Here is an 18,335-nt window from a genome sequence, read left to right as displayed (position 1 = left end):
CAGATGAGGGTGTAGTTCGGTAGCGGGCCCCGGGTGGTCACAGGGATCGAGGTCCTTGGATGATGGAAGTTCCTACACAGCCATCGCCAAAGACCTCGACATGGACAACGCTACCTTCACCACCCCTGACCTGACCACGTTCTGCCGTCTCGATGACCTCGGCCTGGCCGTCACCGGTCAGCACCTCACCGGCAAGCGCGCCGTCCTGGCGTGTCGCCCGGTCCAGCCTGATCACTGGTGCCACCGCTGCGGCTGCCACGGCCAGCCGCGTGACAGCGTGGTCCGGGACCTGGCGCATGTCCCGTTCGGTTGGCGCCCCACCATATTGCGGGTCCGGCTGCGCCGCTACCAGTGCACCGGTTGCGGGCATGTCTGGCGCCAGGACCTCACCGGCGCAGCGTCGCCGCGTTCCTGCTTGTCACGAGGTGCATTGCGGTGGGCGCTGGAAGCGCTGGTGGTCAACCACCTGTCCATGACGCACATCGCGGCCGCGCTCGACGTGGCGTGGAACACCGCCAACGACGCCGTCCTCGCCGAAGGCCAGCGGATGCTCATCGACTCCCCCGGCCGCCTCGAGGGCGTCACAGTGGTCGGCGTCGACGAGCACGTGTGGCGCCACACCCGCCGCGGCGACAAGTACGTCACCGTGGTCATCGACCTGACCCCCGTCAGCACCGGGACCGGAGCGTCGCGGTTGTTGGCGATGGTCGAAGGCCGTTCGAAGCAGGCCTTCAAGACGTGGCTGTCGCAGCAGCCCCAGACTTGGAGAGATGGGATCCGGATCGTGGCGATGGACGGGTTCACCGGCTTCAAGACTGCCGCGGCCGAAGAACTGCCGAAAGCTGCCACGGTGATGGATCCCTTCCATGTCATCCGGCTCGCTGGGGATGCTCTGGATGTGTGCCGCAGGCGGGTCCAGGTCTCGCTGCACGGCAGTCGGGGGCGCAAGCATCATCCGCTCTACCAAGCACGGCGAACGCTTCATACCGGCGCTGATCTACTTACTGACAAGCAACAACGCCGCCTGAATGCCCTGTTCGCTGATGACCGGCACGTTGAGGTCGAGGCCACTTGGGGCGTCTACCAGGCCATGATCTACACCCTGGATTGTGAAGAGCCAGGAAGGCTCCTCACAGATGAGGGTGTAAGTCGATGGGAGCCCCGAGTCTGGATGACGCTCAGGACTGGACGACGGGCCGGATCGAGATCTCGTCCAGGTTCGCCTCGGGGCTGGCCAGTACCGCCAGTGCGACGGCCTCGGCCACTGACTGGGGACGCAGGTGGTCATCGGGGGCGTAGTCACGGCCCAGCTCGGCCCACATCTCGCGCTGCATGTCGGTGTCGACCCGTCCGGGATGCACCGAGCTGACCCGCACCGTGCCGCGCTCCTCCTCACGCAGGGCGTCGGTGAAGGCGCGCAGTGCGAACTTGCTGGCCGAGTACACGCCATTGCCGGGCTTCGACGTGAAGCCCGAGCCGGAGTTGATCGTCACCACCATGCCGCGGGACTCACGCAGCAGCGGCAGCGCCAGCCGGGTGAGGCCGACAACGGAGAACAGATTGGTCTGCATCACCCGACGCCACTCGTCGAGCGGCGTCTCGGCCACCGTGCCGCCGGCGGTGATGCCCGCCGAGAGCACCAGCACGTCGAGGCGCTGCACCCGTGACATCGCCTGCTCCACCGCCTCGGTATCGTCCAGGTCGCAGCAGAAGGGCTCGGCGCTGGGCAGCTGGGAGGCCACCTGCCGCGTCGTCTCCGGGCTGCGGCCGCCCACCAACAGGTGGTGGGTGCTGGCGAGGCGGTGGCAGACGGCCAGGCCGATACCGCGGGAACCTCCGGTGACCAGGGCGACGGGAAGGGAAGTCATGGCCCCAGCCTAGGGCCCCGACACTGCCTTGGCCCTCGACAGTAGGCTGGGTGGGTGATCGACGTGAGAGCCGCCGTGGCGGTGCTGGCCTGCGCCGGACTGCTGGCCGGGTGCCAGGGTGGCACCGAGCCTGCCGCGACGGGCACCGTGCCGAGCATCCCGTCCAGCATTCCCGCCGACTCGACCACGCTGGCCCACCGGGGCTTTGTCCACGGACCAGGAGAACTGCTGCTGCCCGCCGGGCTGTCGATCACCAGCCGCATCGACCAGCCCAATGTGGTCACCCTCACCATGCCCACCACCGACGGCGACGTGCTCGAGCAGTGGTTCACCACACGGCTTCCCGATGGCTGGGTGGTCGAGGCTGCCCGGGGCAGCTCGGTGCTCTTCCACGGACCGGAGCAGGACCACAGCCGCTGGGAAGGGGCCGCCACCTGCTCGGAACAGACCTGCGCCCTCGCGCTGCGCCACCAGCGGCGCTGAGCCGCCCACGGGGGGTGGCCACATCGTGGACGAAATTGCCGCCCGATGTGGACCCGCGATAGATTCCAGGCCATGCCGTGCAAGTGCGAGAAGATGACGGGCCACACCATGCCCGTCATCTGCTGTGCCTGCATGATGTGCCGAATGTTCGGCTGACAACGCCCTTCGCTCCTGTCCCCATAGGGACGGTCCGGTCGAGCCAGCTCCCGGTGGCGTTGTCAGGAAGCCCGAAGACTCCGACGCCCAGCCTGCCCTCCAGAAGGACACATCCATGAACACCACACGACGCTCCCTGCTGACCGGTACCGCCGCACTGGCCGCGCTCGCCCTCACCGGCTGCGGCCTGGGCGGAGGCAGCTCCACCGACGGCCCCCTCGTGGTGATGGCCGATGCCACCCCGCACACCGAGATCCTGAAGAAGGTGCAGGAGCTCGGCCTGCTCGGCGAGACCAAGATCGAGGTCAAGGGCATCACCGGCGACATCGACCCGAACCAGCTGCTGGAGTCCGGCGATGTGGACGCGAACTTCTTCCAGCACGTGCCCTACCTCACCTCGTGGCAGAAGGAGAAGGGCGTCGACGACCTTGCCGTCGCCGCCACCACCCACGTCGAGCCCCTGGGCATCTACTCGAAGAAGCTGACCGACCTCAAGGACGTGCCCAACGGCGCCACCGTGGCCCTGGCCGCAGATCCGACCAACCTGTCGCGCGGACTGCTCCTGCTCCAGGACGCCAAGCTGCTCACGCTCAACGTCAAGTCCACCGACAAGGACCTCGACTACGCGCAGATCACCGAGAAGAACATCACCGCCAACCCCAAGGGCCTGAACTTCCTCAAGATCGACCGCCCGCAGCTGCCGGCCACCCTGGACGACCAGCAGGCCACCATCAGCGTCATCAACGGCGCCAACGCCCTCGAGGCAGGCCTGAAGCCATCCACGGATGCAATCGTCAGCGAGTCGACCGTCGACAACCCCTTCGCCAATGTCGTGGCGGTCAAGGCCGAGAAGAAGGACGACCCGCGCGTGGCCAAGCTCGCCGAAGCCCTGCAGAGCCAGCAGCTGCAGGACTGGATCAAGAGCAACTACCAGGGCAGCGTCCTGCCCGCCAAGCAGTCGTGATCTCCTTCGACCACGTCTCCAAGGTCTACGACGGGCGGGGCCGCAATGCCTCGCCCGTCGTCGCCCTCGACGACGTCAGCCTGACCGTCACGCAGGGGCAGATCTTCGGCATCCTGGGGCGTTCGGGTGCGGGCAAGACGACCCTGTTGCGCTGCCTCAACCACCTGGAGCCGGTCACCAGCGGCACCATCACCGTGGCGGGCACCGACTGGACGGCGCTGGGGGACAAGCAGCTGCGCGTCGCCCGGCGACAGATGGGCACCATCTTCCAGCACTTCAACCTGCTGGCCAGCCGCACCGTCTTCGACAATGTCGCCTTTGGCCTGGAGCTGGCCGGAGTCGACGCGCGCACCATCGCGCCTCGCGTCACCGAACTGCTGGAGCTCGTCGGCCTGCCCGACAAGGCCGGTGCCTACCCGTCCCAGCTCTCCGGAGGGCAGAAGCAGCGCGTCGGCATCGCCCGGGCGCTCGCCACCCGACCCAAGGTGCTGCTGATGGACGAGGCCACCAGCGCGCTCGACCCGACCACCACCGAGCAGATCCTCGACCTGGTCAAGGACCTTCGAGACCGGATGGGTCTCACGGTGCTGCTCATCACCCACGAGTCGGAGGTCGTGCGTCGCATCTGTGACGCGGCGGCACTGATGGCCGACGGCCGGGTCGTCGAGAGCGGCACGCTGCTGGACCTCGTGGCCGACCCGGCCTCCCGGATCGCGGACCAGCTGATCCCGCTGGGGCGCGTCCCCGAGGGCCTCGACGTGCCCAGCCAGCTGCTGAGCTTCGTCAACCAAGGCGTCAGCGAACCCCTGCTGAGCACCTTCACCCGCCAGACCGGCATCGACGTGTCGATCCTCGGCGGTTCGGTGGAGCAGATCGCCGGCCACAAGGTGGGACGGCTGCGCGTCAGCTTCGACCACCCCCACAGCGATCTGGACGATGCCGTCATCACGAAGTTCTTCACCGAGCGCGGAGTGAGCGTGAGCGAATGACCCCCCGATTCCCTGTGAGCGTGAGCGCATGAACAAGACCAGCATCGCCGAGTCCCTCCCCGAGCTGGGGAAGGCACTGGCCGAGACGGGATGGATGGTCCTACTCAGCTTCCTGATCACCCTCGTCCTCGGCACCCTCACCGGCATCCTGCTGCGGGTGACTGATTCCGACGGACTGGCCCCCAGCAAGGGCTTCAACAAGCTCTTCGGCGGACTGGTCAACATCTTCCGCTCGCTGCCCTTCCTGATCCTGCTGATCGCGGTGATCCCGCTGACCCGCCTGGTGGTGGGCACCGCCTACGGGCCGACGGCCGCCGTCGTCCCGCTGGCCATCGGCGCCATCCCCTTCTTCGGGCGCGTCGTCGAGTCGGCGCTGCGCGAGGTGGCCCCGGGCAAGATCGAGGCCGCCAAGGTGATGGGGGCCAGCAATGGCCAGATCGTGCGCAAGGTGCTGCTGCCCGAGGCGATGAGCCCGCTGGTGGCCGGCGCCACCCTCACCCTGGTGATGCTGATCGGCTACTCCGCGATGGCCGGCACGATCGGCGGCGGCGGCGTGGGCGACTTCGCCATCCGCTACGGCTACCAGCGCTTCAACACCCCGGTGCTGCTGGTCTCGGTCGTCGTGCTGATCATCATCGTGCAGCTGATCCAGTCCATCGGTGACGCCATCGTGCGCGGAATGGCCCACAAGCGCGACTGAAGCCGGGCGCTCAAGCCTGGGTGGGTGCCTGCCACAGCTCGTGCCAGCCGATGCCCAGGTCGAGCAGTACCTGGCGCAGCAGCGGCAGCGAGATGCCCACCACGGTGTGGTGGTCGCCGCGGATGCTGGTGACGAAGGGCCCGCCGAAACCGTCGATCGTGAACCCGCCCGCGCACCGGGCGGGTTCACCCGTCTCCACGTAGGCAGCGATCTCCTCGTCCGAGAGGTCGGCGAAGGTCACCTCCGCCGTGGCCAGGCGGGTCACGGCGCGCCGATCGCCTGCGGTGTTGACCACGATGTGGTGGCCGGTGTGCACCCGGGCGGTGCGTCCCCGCAGCCGTCGCCACAGCGCCTCGGCCGAGGCCGCGTCACCCGGCTTGCCCCAGGTGCGCTGGTCGAGGTCCAGCAGCGTGTCGCAGGCCACCAGCACCCAGTCAGCGTCGGCATCCAGACTGGGCGCCACCGCCTCGCCCTTGGCGCTGGCCAGGATGCAGGTCAGCTCACCGGCGCTGGGCGCGGTGAAGGCGTCCTCGTTGACCTCGGGACGGACCACGTCGGCCTCGACCCCGGCACGGGAGAGGGTCCTGAGGCGGGCGGGGGAGGAGCTGGCAAGAACGAGGCGCACGCCCCCAGCCTAGGGTGCGTGCGCCTCACCGAGTGACGCCTGGTCCTGCAGGTTGACCGCTCAGTTCTTGAACAGCCCGCCCAGGATCTGGGAGACGATGTCGCCCCCGCCGGCCTGCGCCTGCTGGTGCGTGGCCTGCGCCGTGGACGGGTCGAAGGGATTGCCGGCCGGGGCGGCCTGGCCACCCAGCACACTGCCCAGCACCTGGGACAGCACGCCGCCGAGCATGCCCGTGTTGCCGGCACCGACACCGGCACCGGCCTGCTGGCCCGCACCGCCGAACACCTGGCCCAAGATGTTGCCGGCGGCGGAGTTCCCGCCACCCAGCTGCTTGGCCAGGTAGCCGAGCACCACGGGGGCGAGCAGCGGTAGGAGCTTGCGCACCAGGTCGCTGGAGACACCGGCCTGCTGCCCCAGCGACTGGGCCACGCCGGTGGACTGGTTGCCGAAGACGTGGTTCACGATCTTCTCGCCGTCGGCAGGGTCCACCCGGTCGACATCAACACCGCCGTCGCGCACCAGGTCACGTTGCTGGTGCTGCTGCAGGGCCTCGGCCAAGGAGAGCTCGCCCTCGGGCGACTGGGCATTCTGCGTCAAGCCGCCCAGCAGGCTGGTGACCGCCGGGCCGGCGGCCTGCTGCACCGCCGCCGGGTCCTCACCGAGCTGCTGGGCCAGTCGCTCGACGGGCAGGGCCGCCAAGATGTCGTCAAGTGCGTTCATGGGTCAGTCCTTTCACGATGGTGACCGCGGGGGATACCCCACCAGAATTCCACAGGACATGTCATCCACAGGTGCATTTCCCCTGATGGCGGACAGGACGGGGCCCGGCAGGCCCGTCTGGCCTGCCGGGCCCTCATGGAGTTCGACCGCTACCCGTGCCCGTCAGGGACGGGCGCTGTAGCGCCAGGCCTCCCGGCCCGGGTTGTGCGGGCGACGCAGCACCCGGTTGTAGGACTTCCAGCCACCGGCCAGGGGACGGTCGTCGTTCTCCTCGGCCAGCGCAGCAGGGGCAAGCGCCGCCTGGATCACCGTGAGCACCGCAGCCACCTCGTCGGCATCGGGATTGCCCTTGCCGAACTGGTAGACCTGTGCCTGGGCGGCCTCGGTTTCCTCTTCGCTCATCGTCCTGACTCCTGGGTCCTCGGGTGCATCACAGCGGGATGTTGCCGTGCTTCTTCGGCGGCAGCACCTCACGCTTGGTGCGCAGCAGGCGAAGCACCCGGATGCACTCGGCGCGGGTCTCGTGCGGGTAGATGATCTGGTCGACGTAGCCGCGCTCGGAGGCCACATAGGGATTGGCCAGCTCGTCGTTGTACTCGTCGATCAGCTCCTTGCGACGCACCGCCTTCGCCTGGTCGTCCTCGATCTCGGCGAGTTCCTTCTTGTACAGGATGTCGACGGCGCCCTCGGCCCCCATCACGGCGATCTGGGCGGTGGGCCAGGCGAGGTTGATGTCGGCACCCAGGTGCTTGGAGCCCATGACGTCGTAGGCGCCGCCGTAGGCCTTGCGGGTGATCACGGTCAGCAGCGGCACGGTGGCCTCGGCGTAGGCGTAGATCAGCTTCGCACCGCGACGGATGATGCCCTGGTGCTCTTGGTCGACGCCGGGCAGGAAGCCTGGGGTGTCCACGAAGGTGAGCACCGGGATGTTGAAGGCATCACAGGTGCGCACGAAGCGGGCGGCCTTCTCCGACGCGTCGATGTCGAGGCAGCCGGCGAACTGCATGGGCTGGTTTGCCACGACACCGATCGAACGCCCCTCGATGCGGCCGAAGCCGCAGATGATGTTCTGCGCGAACAGCGGCTGCACCTCGAGGAACTCGTCGTCGTCGAGGACGGTGCGGATGACCTCGCGCATGTCATAGGGCTGGTTCGGGGAGTCCGGGATCAGCGTGGTGAGCTTGCGGTCGTGATCGGTGATGGTGAGGTCGACCTCTTCGTCGTCGAAGACGGGCGGGTCCTCCAGGTTGTTCTGCGGCAGGTAGCTCAGCAGCTCGCGCACGTACTCCAGCGCGTCGTTCTCGTCGGCGGCCAGGTAGTGCGCGGCACCGGACTTGGTGTTGTGGGTGCGGGCGCCGCCCAGCTCCTCGAGCGTCACGTCCTCGCCGGTGACGGTCTTGATGACCGCGGGACCGGTGATGAACATCTGCGAGGTCTTGTCCACCATGATCGTGAAATCGGTCAGGGCGGGGGAGTAGACGTGGCCACCGGCCGCGGCGCCCATGATGAGGCTGATCTGCGGGATCACGCCCGAGGCGTGGGTGTTGCGACGGAAGATCTCGCCATACAGGCCCAGCGAGACCACGCCCTCCTGGATGCGGGCGCCGCCACCCTCGTTGATGCCGATCAGCGGGACGCCGGTCTTGATGGCGAAGTCGATGATCTTGACGATCTTCTCGCCGTAGACCTGGCCCAGCGCGCCACCGAAGATGGCGACGTCCTGGCTGAAGACACAGACCGGGCGGCCGTTGATGGCACCCACACCCACGATGACTCCGTCGCCATAGGGGCGCTTCTCCTCGAGACCGAAGGCGGTCGAACGGTGGCGAGAGAACTGGTCAAGCTCGGCGAAGGTCCCCTCGTCGAGCAGGGCGAGCACTCGCTCGCGCGCCGTCATCTTGCCCTTGGCATGCTGCTTCTCGACGGCCGCGGGCGAAGCGGCATTGACGGCAGCGTCAATGCGGCGGCCCAGATCGGCGATCTTTCCAGCTGTGGTGTGGATGTCGATCTCCATGGGGCTGACCCTAGCGGCTCAGCGGCTGCTGCGCACCGCTCCGGCTGGGCAATTCCATCCTGCGGGACTACCGTGCGCTGCATGCCCGCCTGCGACGCGACCGATCCCGAGCTCCTGCGACAGCTGTTGGAGCGTGTCACCCTGTGGAACGAGGTGCGCTGGGTGCCCACCACTGGCAGCACCAATGCCGACCTCGCGGTGCTGGCCCGCACCACCGACCTCGACGGCTTGGTGCTGGTCAGCGAGGAACAGACCGCCGGCCGCGGCCGTTTCGAGCGCCGCTGGGAATCACCCGCCGGGGCCTCGGTCGCCTTCTCGCTGCTGCTGCGCCCCACCCGGCCATCGCTGGACTGGGGCTGGCTCTCGCTGCTGGCCGGGATGGCCGTGGCGACGGGGATCGAACAGGCCACCGGCGCCGAGCCCGGCCGCGTGGAGCTCAAGTGGCCCAATGACGTCCTGGTCGACGGGCGCAAGATCTGCGGCATCCTGTCCGAGCGCATCGACGGCGACCACGGGGCCGCTGCTGTGGTGGGCATCGGCATCAACTTCTCCCTAGACGAGTCCGAGTTGCCCGTCCCGACCGCAACCTCGCTGAGGATCGCCGGGCTCGAGGCTGGCAAGAGCGAGGTGCTGGCCAGCCTGCTGACCGAGTTCGCCCGGCTCTACGAGATCTGGGAGTCCGAGGGGCAGGTGCACGAGGAGTACGAGCGGCGCTGCGCCTCCATCGGCTCGCCACTGCGGGTGATGGTCGACGAGCACACCCATGTGCTGGGGACCGGAGACCACGTGGACGACTTCGGACGGCTCGTGGTGCGCACGCCCCAGGGGCTGCAGCCCTTCAGCGCCGGCGACGTCTTCCACCTGCGGCTGCAGTAGCGGCTCCTGGTCGTCGCTCAACCGCTCAGCCGCGCTGGACGCTGGCACGCAGGAAGGCCTGCCAGGTCTCCTGGCGTCGCAGGTCCCGCAGACCCAGTTCGGCCAGGACGGGGCCCGCCTGGTCTCGGGTCTCGTCCCACTGCCCGGTCACCTCGCCCTGCTGGCCCCAGATCGACTGGCAGATCGCCTGGACTGCCTGGTTCTGCACCCGCGAACCACGGCTGAAGCTGCTCATGCCGCTGCCCGAGAGGCCGTTGTCGACGTGGATGTGGTTGCGGTGCTCAGGGTCGAAGTGGTGGGTCAGCACGTAGGCGAAGTGCAGGTGCAGTGAGGCCGCGAGCGTCCAGTAGCGGCGCCGCAGCTCGGCCTGGCGCTCGGCGCTGGCCTCGTGCCACAGGTCCTCGCGGGCACTGACCACTGGTGTGGAGCCGATCCGCAGCCTCGAGATGTCGAAGGCGCGGCCGTTGGCATGCCAGGAGCGGCACTGGTCCTTGACGACGTGGGCGCCATAGCTCCAGACCTCGGTGCTCCCGCCGTAGCGCGAGGTGGCCTCGAAGTCGGCCATCCAGGCCTCCAGCTGGCCCAGGAAGCCGGCGTCGAAGCGCATGGTGGCGGGTTTCCCGGTCGGCTCGTAGATGATGCGGGCCCGTCCGATCCGTGAGGCGGACGCCAGCTGTGAGGCGTCCAGACAGGTGGGCTTCCCACGCGGCCCGACCCCGCCCCCAATGCCCGGCAGTCCGGGGCCGGTGCGCAGGGTTTCGAGGCCGGCCAGTCCCAGACCAGCCAGGCCCAGCGTCGCCGCGCCGCCGACGAGCAGCCCGCGACGCGAGCTCCTCGGCCGACCGGGCGGGGGCGTGGCTGGGTGGCTGCCGGAGGCCAGGGGCTCGCGTCCGTGCAACCAGTCCAGGTCCTGCCTGCTGGCCATCGCGCCTCCTGTTTCCTGCCCCTGGCGGCCGGGACTGGGGCAACACTAACCGTCGCTCAGGCGGGGGTCGCCGTCACCGGACCGCGGGGGCGGCGGTCGAGCAGCACCAGCACCGCGGCGCCAAGGCACAGGGCCGCGGTGAGCATCCAGGCGCGGGTATAGGTGCCGTCGGCCGAACGCAGCAGCCCCGAGACGCTGGCACCCAGGCCGGCCCCGACCATGTGTGCGGCATAGACCCAGCCGAAGACGACGCCCGAGCGTCGGATGCCGAAGTGTTCCCGGCACAGGGCGATGGTGGGCGGGACGGTGGCCGTCCAGTCCAGCCCGTAGAAGACCACGAAGAGCCACAGCGCCGGGGTCATGTGCGCCTCCAGCATCTGGTTGATCGGAATCAGCGAGAGCCCCCGGAGCCCGTGGTAGACGGCCAGCAGCCACCGCGGGTCATAACGGTCGGTGAGCCAGCCGGAGGCGACGGTGCCCAGCACGTCGAAGATGCCGATCAGCCCGATCACGCCGGCAGCCGTGGTGGCCGGCATCGAGTGGTCATGGGCCGCGGGCACGAAGTGGGTCTGGATGATGCCATTGGTCGACCAGCCGCAGATGGCGAAGCTCACCAACAGGATCACCATGGCTGGCCGTCGCCAGTTCCTCGTCAGGGCCGAGACCGCACTGCGCAGTGGTTCCCGCAGGCCGCGCGGACACTCGTCGGTGGGCTGCGCAGTGGGGACGGAGCCCGGCCGGCCGGTGCCCAGCGCTTCCACACCGGCCTGTCCAGGCCAGTCACGCACCACGCGCCAGCACAACACGGCACACAGCAGGGTGAGCGCGGCGATGGTGCCCACCGCCACTCGCCAGCCCGGCCCTGCCACCGCCTGGGCGACGACGGGCACGAAGAGCACCTGCCCGGCGGCCGTCGCGGCACTGAAGGCACCAGTCACCAGGCCCAGGTGGCGGGCGAACCACCGGTTGGCGACGATCGCCCCGAAGGTCAGCGCCAGGGCGCCCGTGCCCAGTCCGATCACCAGCCCCCACAGCAGCCACAGCTGCCATGCCTGGTCCATGAAGAGGCTGGCCACCGCCGCCAGGCCCACCACCAGCAGCGAGGCCGAGACGGTGCGTCGCGGCCCCCACAGCTCCATCACGGCGGCCGCGAAGGGAGCGGCCAGCCCGTAGACCACCAGGTTGAGGCTGGCCGCACCGGAGGTCGCGGCGCGGCTCCAGCCGAACTCGTCCTCGAGCGGCTGCAGCAGCACCCCGGCCGAGGACCGGAAGGCGGAGGCGACCAGCAGGCAGACCAATGTGACGGCGGCCACCAGCCAGGCCGGGTGGATGCGGGGGCGGGGACTGCTCACCGGTTCACGCTAGGTCCTTGCAGCCCTGTCCAGCCGGCCGTCCCCATCCGTGGACGTGGCCTTCGGGCGACCAGGCGGCGGCGAGCAGGTGACCGGTCGGAGTGGAGTGGTGAATTCCAGATGCAGAGTCGATGAACCCCCCCCCGCGCACGTGGTCCGGGAACGGTCGACGCCAGCCCTAGCGTCACACCTGGCCGCAACCCGCTGCGCCAGGACGATTCCCCGCAGAGCCCTTCCAGAGATCACCATCCAGGAGACCCTGATGAGCACCAGACACCTTGCAGCGCTGACATCCGTTGCCCTGGTCGCCGCCACCACAGCCGTCCAACCCGCCCTGGCCCTGGCCGAAGGCGCGTGCGACCAGCTCACCACCCCGCTCTACCAGCAGTTCTCCAGCGCCGTCGGCACCAGCCTGGTCAACCCTTGGAAGAATGAGTACGACAAGGCCGCCAGCTACCAGTTCACCCAGGCCGGCACCCTGGGCACGGTCAGCACCCGCGCCGCCGACGGCCTGGTGGCCGTGCACCGCCTGTCGAAGGGGGCCGACTTCGTCACCGCCGTCGCCAATGACGTGCCCAGCTGGACCAAGCGTGGCTATACCGACCAGGGCGTGAGATTCCACGCCGCGCCGCCGCACGCCACCTGCGGCGTGGTCATCCACCGGGTGGCGCGCGACGGCGTCCACCGCGAGGTCGCTGCCGGCGGCGTGGCGCAGTTGGTGGGCCAGGGCTGGGTCGACGTCGGCGCGAAGTACGTCGTGGGTGGTGCCCCGACTCCTGCTCCCCAGGTCACGGCCGCCTCTGGCGCCGATGCGGACGGCCGCTTCAGCCTGGCCGTCATCCCCGACACCCAGAACGAGAGCCTGCGTGCCGGAGCACCCCGAATGGTGGCACGCAACAACTGGCTGGTGGCCCGCAAGGGCGCCGACCAGCTCGACCTGCGGGCCGCCATCCAGGTGGGCGACATCGCCAACTGGGACACCCCCGACCACGACCAGTACGCCAATGCCGTCACCGGCATGAAGGTGCTGGAGCAGGCCCAGGTGGGCTGGATCGGCGCCGTCGGCAACCACGACTCCTACGCCACCGGGGAGGGCGGCTCGGCGCGTCCCGGCGTCAACGTCCACGAGGCGCTGCGCGACACCGCCACCTACAACTCCTACTTCGACGGCTCCCACTTCCGCTTCCGCGCCGCCACCCAGGCCGGGCGGCAGGACACCTCCACCCACATGTTCCAGGCCGGCGGCCTGAAGTGGATGGTCGTCGCCCTGGAGCTGTGGCCGCGCCGTGCCCAGCTCGACTGGGCCAAGCAGCAGGTGGCCGCGCATCCCGACCGCAATGTCATCCTGCTCACCCACGACTACCTCGATCGTGACGGGAAGGTCGTCACCGGCAATGGCGGTTACGGCGACCTGCCGATCAGCACCGTGCGCAGCGAGCTCGTGGCCAAGTATCCCACTGTGCGCATGGTGCTCAGCGGGCACCAGGGCGTGCGCAGCGTCCTGGTGGAGGACTTCGGCAGCCACCGCGTCGTGGCGATGCAGCAGAACTACGACAACAACGCCGACGCCATGGTGCGGCTGGTGGAGGTCGACGCCAAGGCCGGCACGCTCAAGCACACCTTCCGCTCCACCCCAGCGACCGTGTCGATGTCAACGGTGCGGTCATCGACAAGATGGCCTGGGTCCGGTGAACACGGATTCTGTGAACATGCGTCGTGTGACGGACGGCTCGCGGACTACGGGTGCTGCGGCGTCCTTCGGTAGTCTCGTGGGGTGAGTCGTCCCTACATCATCGGCATCATCGGCGGTGGCCAGCTGGCCCGCATGATGCACCAGGCATCCATCGCCCTGGGCGTGCGCGTCCGGCTCCTCGCGGAGGGGCCGGACGTGTCGGCCGCCCAGGTGGTCCACGAGGTCGTCGTCGGCGACTACACCGATCCCCAGGTGCTGCTCGACTTCGCCCGCGACTGCGACGTCATCACCTTCGACCACGAGCACGTCCCCACCCAGCTGCTGGAGCAGGTGGAGGCTGCCGGCACCGCCGTGCGCCCCGGCCCGGACGCCCTGCAGTACGCCCAGGACAAGTCGCGGATGCGCCTGCGGATGACGGAGCTCGGCGCGCCCAATCCCGAGTTCGCGATCTGTGAGCAGCCCGAGCAGTTGGTGGCCTTCGGTGACGAGCACGGCTGGCCGGTGATCGCCAAGATCTCGCGCGGCGGCTATGACGGCAAGGGCGTGTGGAAGGTGGACGGCCCTGAGCAGGCCGACGAGCCCTTCGCGGTGCTCCGCGAGGAGGGCAGCACCGTCGACGGCGGCACGATCAGCCGCGAGGGCGTGGTGATCGTCGCCGAGGAGTTCGTCGACTTCACCCGGGAGCTGGCGGCGCTGGTGACCCGCTCGCCCAGCGGGCAGGCCGTCGCCTACCCGATCAGCGAGACCGTCCAGCGCGAGGGCATCTGCGCCGAGACCACCACCCCGGCCCCCGGCCTCGACGGGTCCCAGGCGAGCGAGCTGCAGCAGCTGGCGCTGCGGATCGCCGACGAGCTCGGTGTGGTGGGTCTGCTGGCCGTCGAGCTGATGCAGCGCCGCGACGGCAGCGTGGTGGTCAACGAGCTGGCGATGCGCCCCCACAACACGGCGCACTGGACCATCGACGGCTCCAACACCTCACAGTTCGAGAACCACCTGCGGGCCGTCCTCGACCTGCCGCTGGGCGATCCTGGCCTGCGCGCCGCCCACGTCGTGATGGCCAATGTGCTCGGCGGCGACGAGGAGGACCTCACCGGCGCCCTGCAGCACTGCTTTGCCCGCGACCGCAAGCTGCGCGTGCACCTGTACGGCAAGGACGTGAAGCCGCATCGCAAGGTGGGCCACGTCACCACCTACGGCGAGGAGCTCGCCGACGTCACCAAGCGCGCCCGGCATGCCGCCGGCTACCTGATGGGAGATCCGAATGCCTGAGGTCACCACCCCGCTGTCCGTGCTGGAGCAGCGCGAGCCCGCTCGGCCGCTGGTTGGCATGGTGATGGGCTCCGACTCCGACTGGCCCACCATGGAGGCCGCCACCGTCGCCCTCGATGAGTTCGGCATCGCCTGGGAGGCTGACGTGGTCAGCGCCCACCGGATGCCGGAGGACATGGTGACCTATGGCCGCGAGGCCCACACCCGAGGGCTCCGCGCGATCATCGCCGGCGCCGGGGGAGCGGCCCACCTGCCCGGCATGCTGGCCTCCCTCACCCCGCTGCCCGTGATCGGCGTGCCGGTGCCGCTGAAGTACCTCGACGGCATGGACTCGCTGCTCAGCATCGTGCAGATGCCCGCCGGGGTGCCGGTCGCGACGGTCAGCATCGGCAATGCCCGCAATGCCGGCCTGCTGGCCGCCCGGATGATCGCCGCTGGGGACGAGGAGCTCACCGGCAAGATGCTGGACTTCCAGGCCAGCCTGCGCGACCAGGCCCTGGCCAAGGGCGAGAAGGTGCGCCAGCACAACCGCTAGGCCGGGATGGCGCGACGCCGGTAGCCCAGCAGGCCCAGCGCCAGCAGGGCGATCGCCAGCGCGGACTCGATGGTGAAGGCGGTCCAGTCCATCGGGTCGCGCGGCAGGTGGGCGAGGTGGCCCCAGGGCTGCAGCCGGACCAGCCAGTCGGGCAGGTCGAAGAGCACGGCGAACCAGGTGCAAAACATGGTCCAGCCGAGCAGCGCCCAGACCAGTCCGGTCAGCCGGGGCAGCCAGCCGATCAGCAGCATCATGGCGCCGGTGACCAGCACCAGGCCGGGCAGCAGGCCGAGCGCGGTGCGGGTGTAGGTGCCCACCAGACTCCAGTCGTGGTTGCGCTGGGCCTGCACCAGTGGCATCGCCGCGCCGACTGCGACCAGGACGATGCAGGGCACCAGTACCGCCCACAGCAGGTGGCTGAGCGCCAGGCTGGTGCGGCTGGTGGCGGTGGCGAGCACCTGTTCGGCATGGCCGTGCACCTCCTCGCTGCGCAGCCGGACCAGCACCGTCGCCGACATGATGGCCGCGACGGTGGCCATGATCCCGGTCATTGCGACATAGAAGGCGGTCTGCAGGTTCGCGGTGCCACCCATCTTCTGCAGCATCTCGCCCATCTGTGGATTGGCTGCCAGGGCCTTGTCCATCTGGCTCATGATCGAGCCCATCCCCGCCGAGCACAGCACCAGCGCCAGGCTCCAGCCCAGCAGGGTGCCGCGCTGCAGCCGCCAGGCCAGCCCCCACGCCCCACCCAGCCATCCGGGGGCGGTGGCGCGTCCCGCACGGGTCTGCCAGAGCCCGGCCAGGTGGTCGCGGGTGGACTCCAGCCGGAAGGCGACGGCGACGAGCAGGACGAAGGCCGTCACGGGCAGCGCCAGCACCCACCAGCGTTCCTGGGCGAATGGCCGCAGCAGCATGCCCCACTCCATCGGGATGGCCCAGCGCAGGTTCGCGTAGGAGGCTTCGGGACCGGCGCCGTCGACGATCATGCGCAGCAGGAACATGCCGCCCCACAGGGCCCCGACGGCCCAGTAGCGGGCGCTGCGGGCACTCTCGAAGAGCTGCGCGCACACCGCCCCGATCCCGACGAAGAGCAGTCCCTCGGCGCCGACCGCCGCCCCGGCCGCCACTGAACCCGTGCCGGGAAGCCCCGTCGATGCGGTCCACGCGGCCGTCACGGCTACCAGCACGAGGCAGGCAAGCATGCAGCATGCCAGCGCCCCGGCCAGTGGGGCGTGCCGTCCGACCGAGCCGGCGTGCAGCAGCTCGAGCCGTCCTTCCTCCTCCTCTGCGCGGGTGGCGCGGATGATGCCCAGGGCGCCCATCATCCCGGCGAACATGCTCGCGAAGCCTCCCACCCGCCAGAAGACGAAGCCGCCCTTGGTGTCGATGTCGAAGACCGGTCCCAGCAGGGCCAGCATCGACGGGTTCTTGCGCAACGGGTCCAAGGTGGCGCGAGGGTCAGTGCCGGGCGGGATGATCGTGTCGTACTGGCTGGCCGTCAGCGGCATCAGGCAGGCCAGGCCGAGGATCCACAGCGACCAGAAGAGCCAGTTGCGGCGCAGCGTCAGCCGCAGCATCATGCCGGTTCCGGTGAGGGTGCTCATCGTGCCGCTCCCGACGCCTGGTCGCCCTGGTCGTAGTGGCCCAGGAAGAGTTCCTCCAGCGACGGTGGGGCCGAGGTGAGCTTGCGGACTCCGTGCTGGGTGAGCAGGACCAGGACGTCGTTCATCCGGTCGGCGTCGACGTGGGCGCGCACCCGGTTGCCCTCGACGCGCAGGTCGTGCACGCCCGGCAGGGCTCCGAGCCTGTCGGGCACGGTGTCCAGATCTGCCGTGACCTGCAGGCTGTGCAGGTGGCGCAGCTCATCGAGGGTGCCCGTCTCGACGATGCGTCCGGCCTTGATGATCGAGACGTGGTCGCACAGCGCCTCCACCTCGGACAGGATGTGGCTGCTGAGCAGCACGGTGCGGCCCTGCTCCCGCTCCTGCCGGATCAGGTCGGTGAAGACGTGTTCCATCAGCGGGTCGAGGCCGCTGGTGGGCTCGTCGAGCAGCAGCAGGTCCACGCGGGAGGCCAGCGCCGCAACGAGCGCCACCTTCTGCCGGTTGCCCTTGGAGTAGGTGCGGCCCTTCTTGCGCGGGTCCAGCCCGAAGGCGTCGATGAGTTCGGCGCGTCTGGTCTTGTCCAGTCCGCCACGGGCGCGGCCGAGGATGTCGATGGCCTCCCCGCCGGTCAGGTTGGGCCACAGGGTCACGTCGCCGGGCACGTAGGCGAGCCGCCGGTGCAGGTCGGGGGCCTGGCGCCACGGGTCGCCCCCGAGCAGGCGCGCGGTGCCGGAGTCTGCCCGCAGCAGGCCGAGCAGCACGCGGATGGTGGTGGACTTGCCGGCGCCGTTGGGTCCGAGGAAGCCGTGCACCTGTCCGGTCGGGACTTCCAACGTCAGCCCGTCGAGGGCGCGCAGCCTGCCGAAGGTCTTGACCAGGTCAGTGGTCTGGATTGCGAGGTCGTTCATTCCCGTCTCCCGGGGTGGTGGTGTTGGCTGCCTGCAGCGCCTCCAGATATGCGGGCGTGAACAGGCCATGGGTGAAGACTTCGGCGGCCACCAGGCCATAGCGCTCGACGACGTCTGGGTCGTCGAGCTGCTGGCCTCCCAGCTGGCGGGCAAACTGCTCCGAGAGCATGAGCAGACCCAGGGAACTGGCTGCGAGGAAGGCCACGGTGGCCTCCCGGTCCTGGGGCATGTGCACCAGCCCCTGCGCCTCGGCCAGGTCGAGCAGGGACGCGGTCATGGTGACGGTCCGGTTGTAGATCCGGTCCGCGATCGCGCCCCCCTCGCGCAGGCCGGTGGTCAGGTAGGCGATCACCGGTTCGTACTCGGGATGTTCGGCCAGGTAGTCCCGCAGGCCGGGCTGGGGGCCGAGGGTGAGCAGCGTCTTCTCCTGCTCCAGGAACTCCACCACCCAGTCGTCGCAGTGCTCGCGCAGCTGGTTCTTGCTGCCGAAGTGGTGAATCACGAGGCCGGGGGAGACGCCGGCACGTGCGGCGATCTGGCGGATCGTCGTCTTCTCGAAGCCCTGGGCACCGAACAGCTCCAGGGCCGCCAGGCGGATACGCGCCTGGGGCAGGAGGTCGGCAGGGTTTGAACTCACGTTCAAGAAGTTAAACG

The 18,335-nt window shown here is 69.4% G+C and carries 18 protein-coding genes and 1 pseudogene; 9 read left to right on the top strand and 10 right to left on the bottom strand.

Going from position 1 to position 18,335, the window contains the following annotated elements; genetic code table 11:
* Window positions 1-100 precede the first annotated feature (100 nt).
* Window positions 101-1,100: pseudogene (locus ACYVKA_RS01605) on the top strand (ISL3 family transposase); the annotation flags it as partial.
* A gap of 78 nt (window positions 1,101-1,178) precedes the next feature.
* Here the strand turns inward: ACYVKA_RS01605 and ACYVKA_RS01600 are convergent.
* Window positions 1,179-1,868 carry an SDR family oxidoreductase gene (locus ACYVKA_RS01600; RefSeq protein WP_460702457.1) on the bottom strand — a complete coding sequence of 230 codons (690 nt, stop codon included), beginning with the start codon at window positions 1,866-1,868 and terminating at the stop codon, window positions 1,179-1,181.
* A 54-nt stretch (window positions 1,869-1,922) separates the two neighbouring features.
* Here ACYVKA_RS01600 and ACYVKA_RS01595 point away from each other — a divergent pair, with 54 nt between their 5' ends.
* From ACYVKA_RS01595 to ACYVKA_RS01580, 4 genes are all read left to right on the top strand, one after another.
* The gene (locus tag ACYVKA_RS01595; protein WP_460702455.1) at window positions 1,923-2,351 is read left to right on the top strand and encodes a hypothetical protein; all 429 of its coding nucleotides are present in this window, start codon (window positions 1,923-1,925) and stop codon (window positions 2,349-2,351) included.
* A gap of 271 nt (window positions 2,352-2,622) precedes the next feature.
* The gene (locus tag ACYVKA_RS01590; RefSeq protein WP_460702453.1) at window positions 2,623-3,471 is read left to right on the top strand and encodes a MetQ/NlpA family ABC transporter substrate-binding protein; all 849 of its coding nucleotides are present in this window, start codon (window positions 2,623-2,625) and stop codon (window positions 3,469-3,471) included.
* A complete protein-coding gene (locus tag ACYVKA_RS01585; RefSeq protein ID WP_394275317.1) occupies window positions 3,468-4,460 on the top strand; it encodes a methionine ABC transporter ATP-binding protein in 993 nt (330 codons plus the stop codon). Before ACYVKA_RS01590 ends, ACYVKA_RS01585 begins: the two co-directional genes overlap by 4 nt.
* Before the next feature lie 28 nt (window positions 4,461-4,488).
* A complete protein-coding gene (locus ACYVKA_RS01580) occupies window positions 4,489-5,160 on the top strand; it encodes a methionine ABC transporter permease (RefSeq protein WP_460702451.1) in 672 nt (223 codons plus the stop codon).
* Between the two features lie 10 nt (window positions 5,161-5,170).
* Here the strand turns inward: ACYVKA_RS01580 and ACYVKA_RS01575 are convergent, their stop codons facing one another.
* From ACYVKA_RS01575 to ACYVKA_RS01560, 4 genes are all read right to left on the bottom strand, one after another.
* Window positions 5,171-5,785: a Maf family protein gene (locus tag ACYVKA_RS01575; protein ID WP_460702449.1), complete on the bottom strand. Its 615-nt coding sequence runs from the start codon at window positions 5,783-5,785 to the stop codon at window positions 5,171-5,173.
* Window positions 5,786-5,845: 60 nt separating this feature from the next.
* Entirely contained in the window at window positions 5,846-6,505 is a 660-nt protein-coding gene (locus ACYVKA_RS01570) for a DUF937 domain-containing protein (RefSeq protein ID WP_460702447.1), read from the bottom strand.
* Between the two features lie 162 nt (window positions 6,506-6,667).
* Window positions 6,668-6,907, bottom strand: coding sequence for an acyl-CoA carboxylase subunit epsilon (locus ACYVKA_RS01565; RefSeq protein WP_394275964.1), 240 nt, complete (start codon window positions 6,905-6,907; stop codon window positions 6,668-6,670).
* A gap of 28 nt (window positions 6,908-6,935) precedes the next feature.
* Window positions 6,936-8,519 carry an acyl-CoA carboxylase subunit beta gene (locus ACYVKA_RS01560; protein ID WP_460702445.1) on the bottom strand — a complete coding sequence of 528 codons (1,584 nt, stop codon included), beginning with the start codon at window positions 8,517-8,519 and terminating at the stop codon, window positions 6,936-6,938.
* Between the two features lie 81 nt (window positions 8,520-8,600).
* On the opposite strand from ACYVKA_RS01560, the gene ACYVKA_RS01555 reads away from it, so the two are divergent.
* Window positions 8,601-9,395 (top strand): biotin--[acetyl-CoA-carboxylase] ligase, encoded by a 795-nt coding sequence (locus tag ACYVKA_RS01555; protein ID WP_460702443.1) that lies wholly within the window; start codon window positions 8,601-8,603, stop codon window positions 9,393-9,395.
* A gap of 25 nt (window positions 9,396-9,420) precedes the next feature.
* On the opposite strand, the gene ACYVKA_RS01550 is transcribed toward ACYVKA_RS01555, so the two are convergent.
* Window positions 9,421-10,320, bottom strand: coding sequence for an extensin family protein (locus ACYVKA_RS01550; RefSeq protein ID WP_394275967.1), 900 nt, complete (start codon window positions 10,318-10,320; stop codon window positions 9,421-9,423).
* Window positions 10,321-10,376: 56 nt separating this feature from the next.
* Window positions 10,377-11,672, bottom strand: coding sequence for an MFS transporter (locus tag ACYVKA_RS01545; protein WP_460702441.1), 1,296 nt, complete (start codon window positions 11,670-11,672; stop codon window positions 10,377-10,379).
* Between the two features lie 262 nt (window positions 11,673-11,934).
* On the opposite strand from ACYVKA_RS01545, the gene ACYVKA_RS01540 reads away from it, so the two are divergent.
* The 3 genes from ACYVKA_RS01540 to purE are packed head-to-tail and all read left to right on the top strand — an operon-like array spanning window position 11,935 to window position 15,169.
* A complete protein-coding gene (locus ACYVKA_RS01540; RefSeq protein WP_460702439.1) occupies window positions 11,935-13,437 on the top strand; it encodes a metallophosphoesterase family protein in 1,503 nt (500 codons plus the stop codon).
* Window positions 13,438-13,446: 9 nt separating this feature from the next.
* A complete protein-coding gene (locus ACYVKA_RS01535) occupies window positions 13,447-14,634 on the top strand; it encodes a 5-(carboxyamino)imidazole ribonucleotide synthase (protein ID WP_460702437.1) in 1,188 nt (395 codons plus the stop codon).
* Window positions 14,627-15,169 (top strand): 5-(carboxyamino)imidazole ribonucleotide mutase, encoded by a 543-nt coding sequence (purE, locus tag ACYVKA_RS01530; protein WP_460702435.1) that lies wholly within the window; start codon window positions 14,627-14,629, stop codon window positions 15,167-15,169. Before ACYVKA_RS01535 ends, purE begins: the two co-directional genes overlap by 8 nt.
* On the opposite strand, the gene ACYVKA_RS01525 is transcribed toward purE, so the two are convergent.
* From ACYVKA_RS01525 to ACYVKA_RS01515, 3 genes are read right to left on the bottom strand one after another with little or no spacing between them, the layout of a single operon-like run.
* Window positions 15,166-16,773, bottom strand: coding sequence for an ABC transporter permease (locus ACYVKA_RS01525; RefSeq protein ID WP_460702433.1), 1,608 nt, complete (start codon window positions 16,771-16,773; stop codon window positions 15,166-15,168). The genes purE and ACYVKA_RS01525 overlap by 4 nt on opposite strands.
* The gene (locus ACYVKA_RS01520; protein ID WP_460702430.1) at window positions 16,770-17,681 is read right to left on the bottom strand and encodes an ABC transporter ATP-binding protein; all 912 of its coding nucleotides are present in this window, start codon (window positions 17,679-17,681) and stop codon (window positions 16,770-16,772) included. The genes ACYVKA_RS01525 and ACYVKA_RS01520 overlap by 4 nt, the downstream gene beginning before the upstream one ends.
* Entirely contained in the window at window positions 17,653-18,318 is a 666-nt protein-coding gene (locus ACYVKA_RS01515) for a TetR/AcrR family transcriptional regulator (RefSeq protein ID WP_460702429.1), read from the bottom strand. The genes ACYVKA_RS01520 and ACYVKA_RS01515 overlap by 29 nt, the downstream gene beginning before the upstream one ends.
* Window positions 18,319-18,335: the final 17 nt, after the last annotated feature.

Source organism: Luteococcus sediminum, assembly GCF_054783495.1.
Note: the sequence above shows the minus strand (reverse complement) of the source record. Positions and strands in the feature narration are given on the sequence as shown.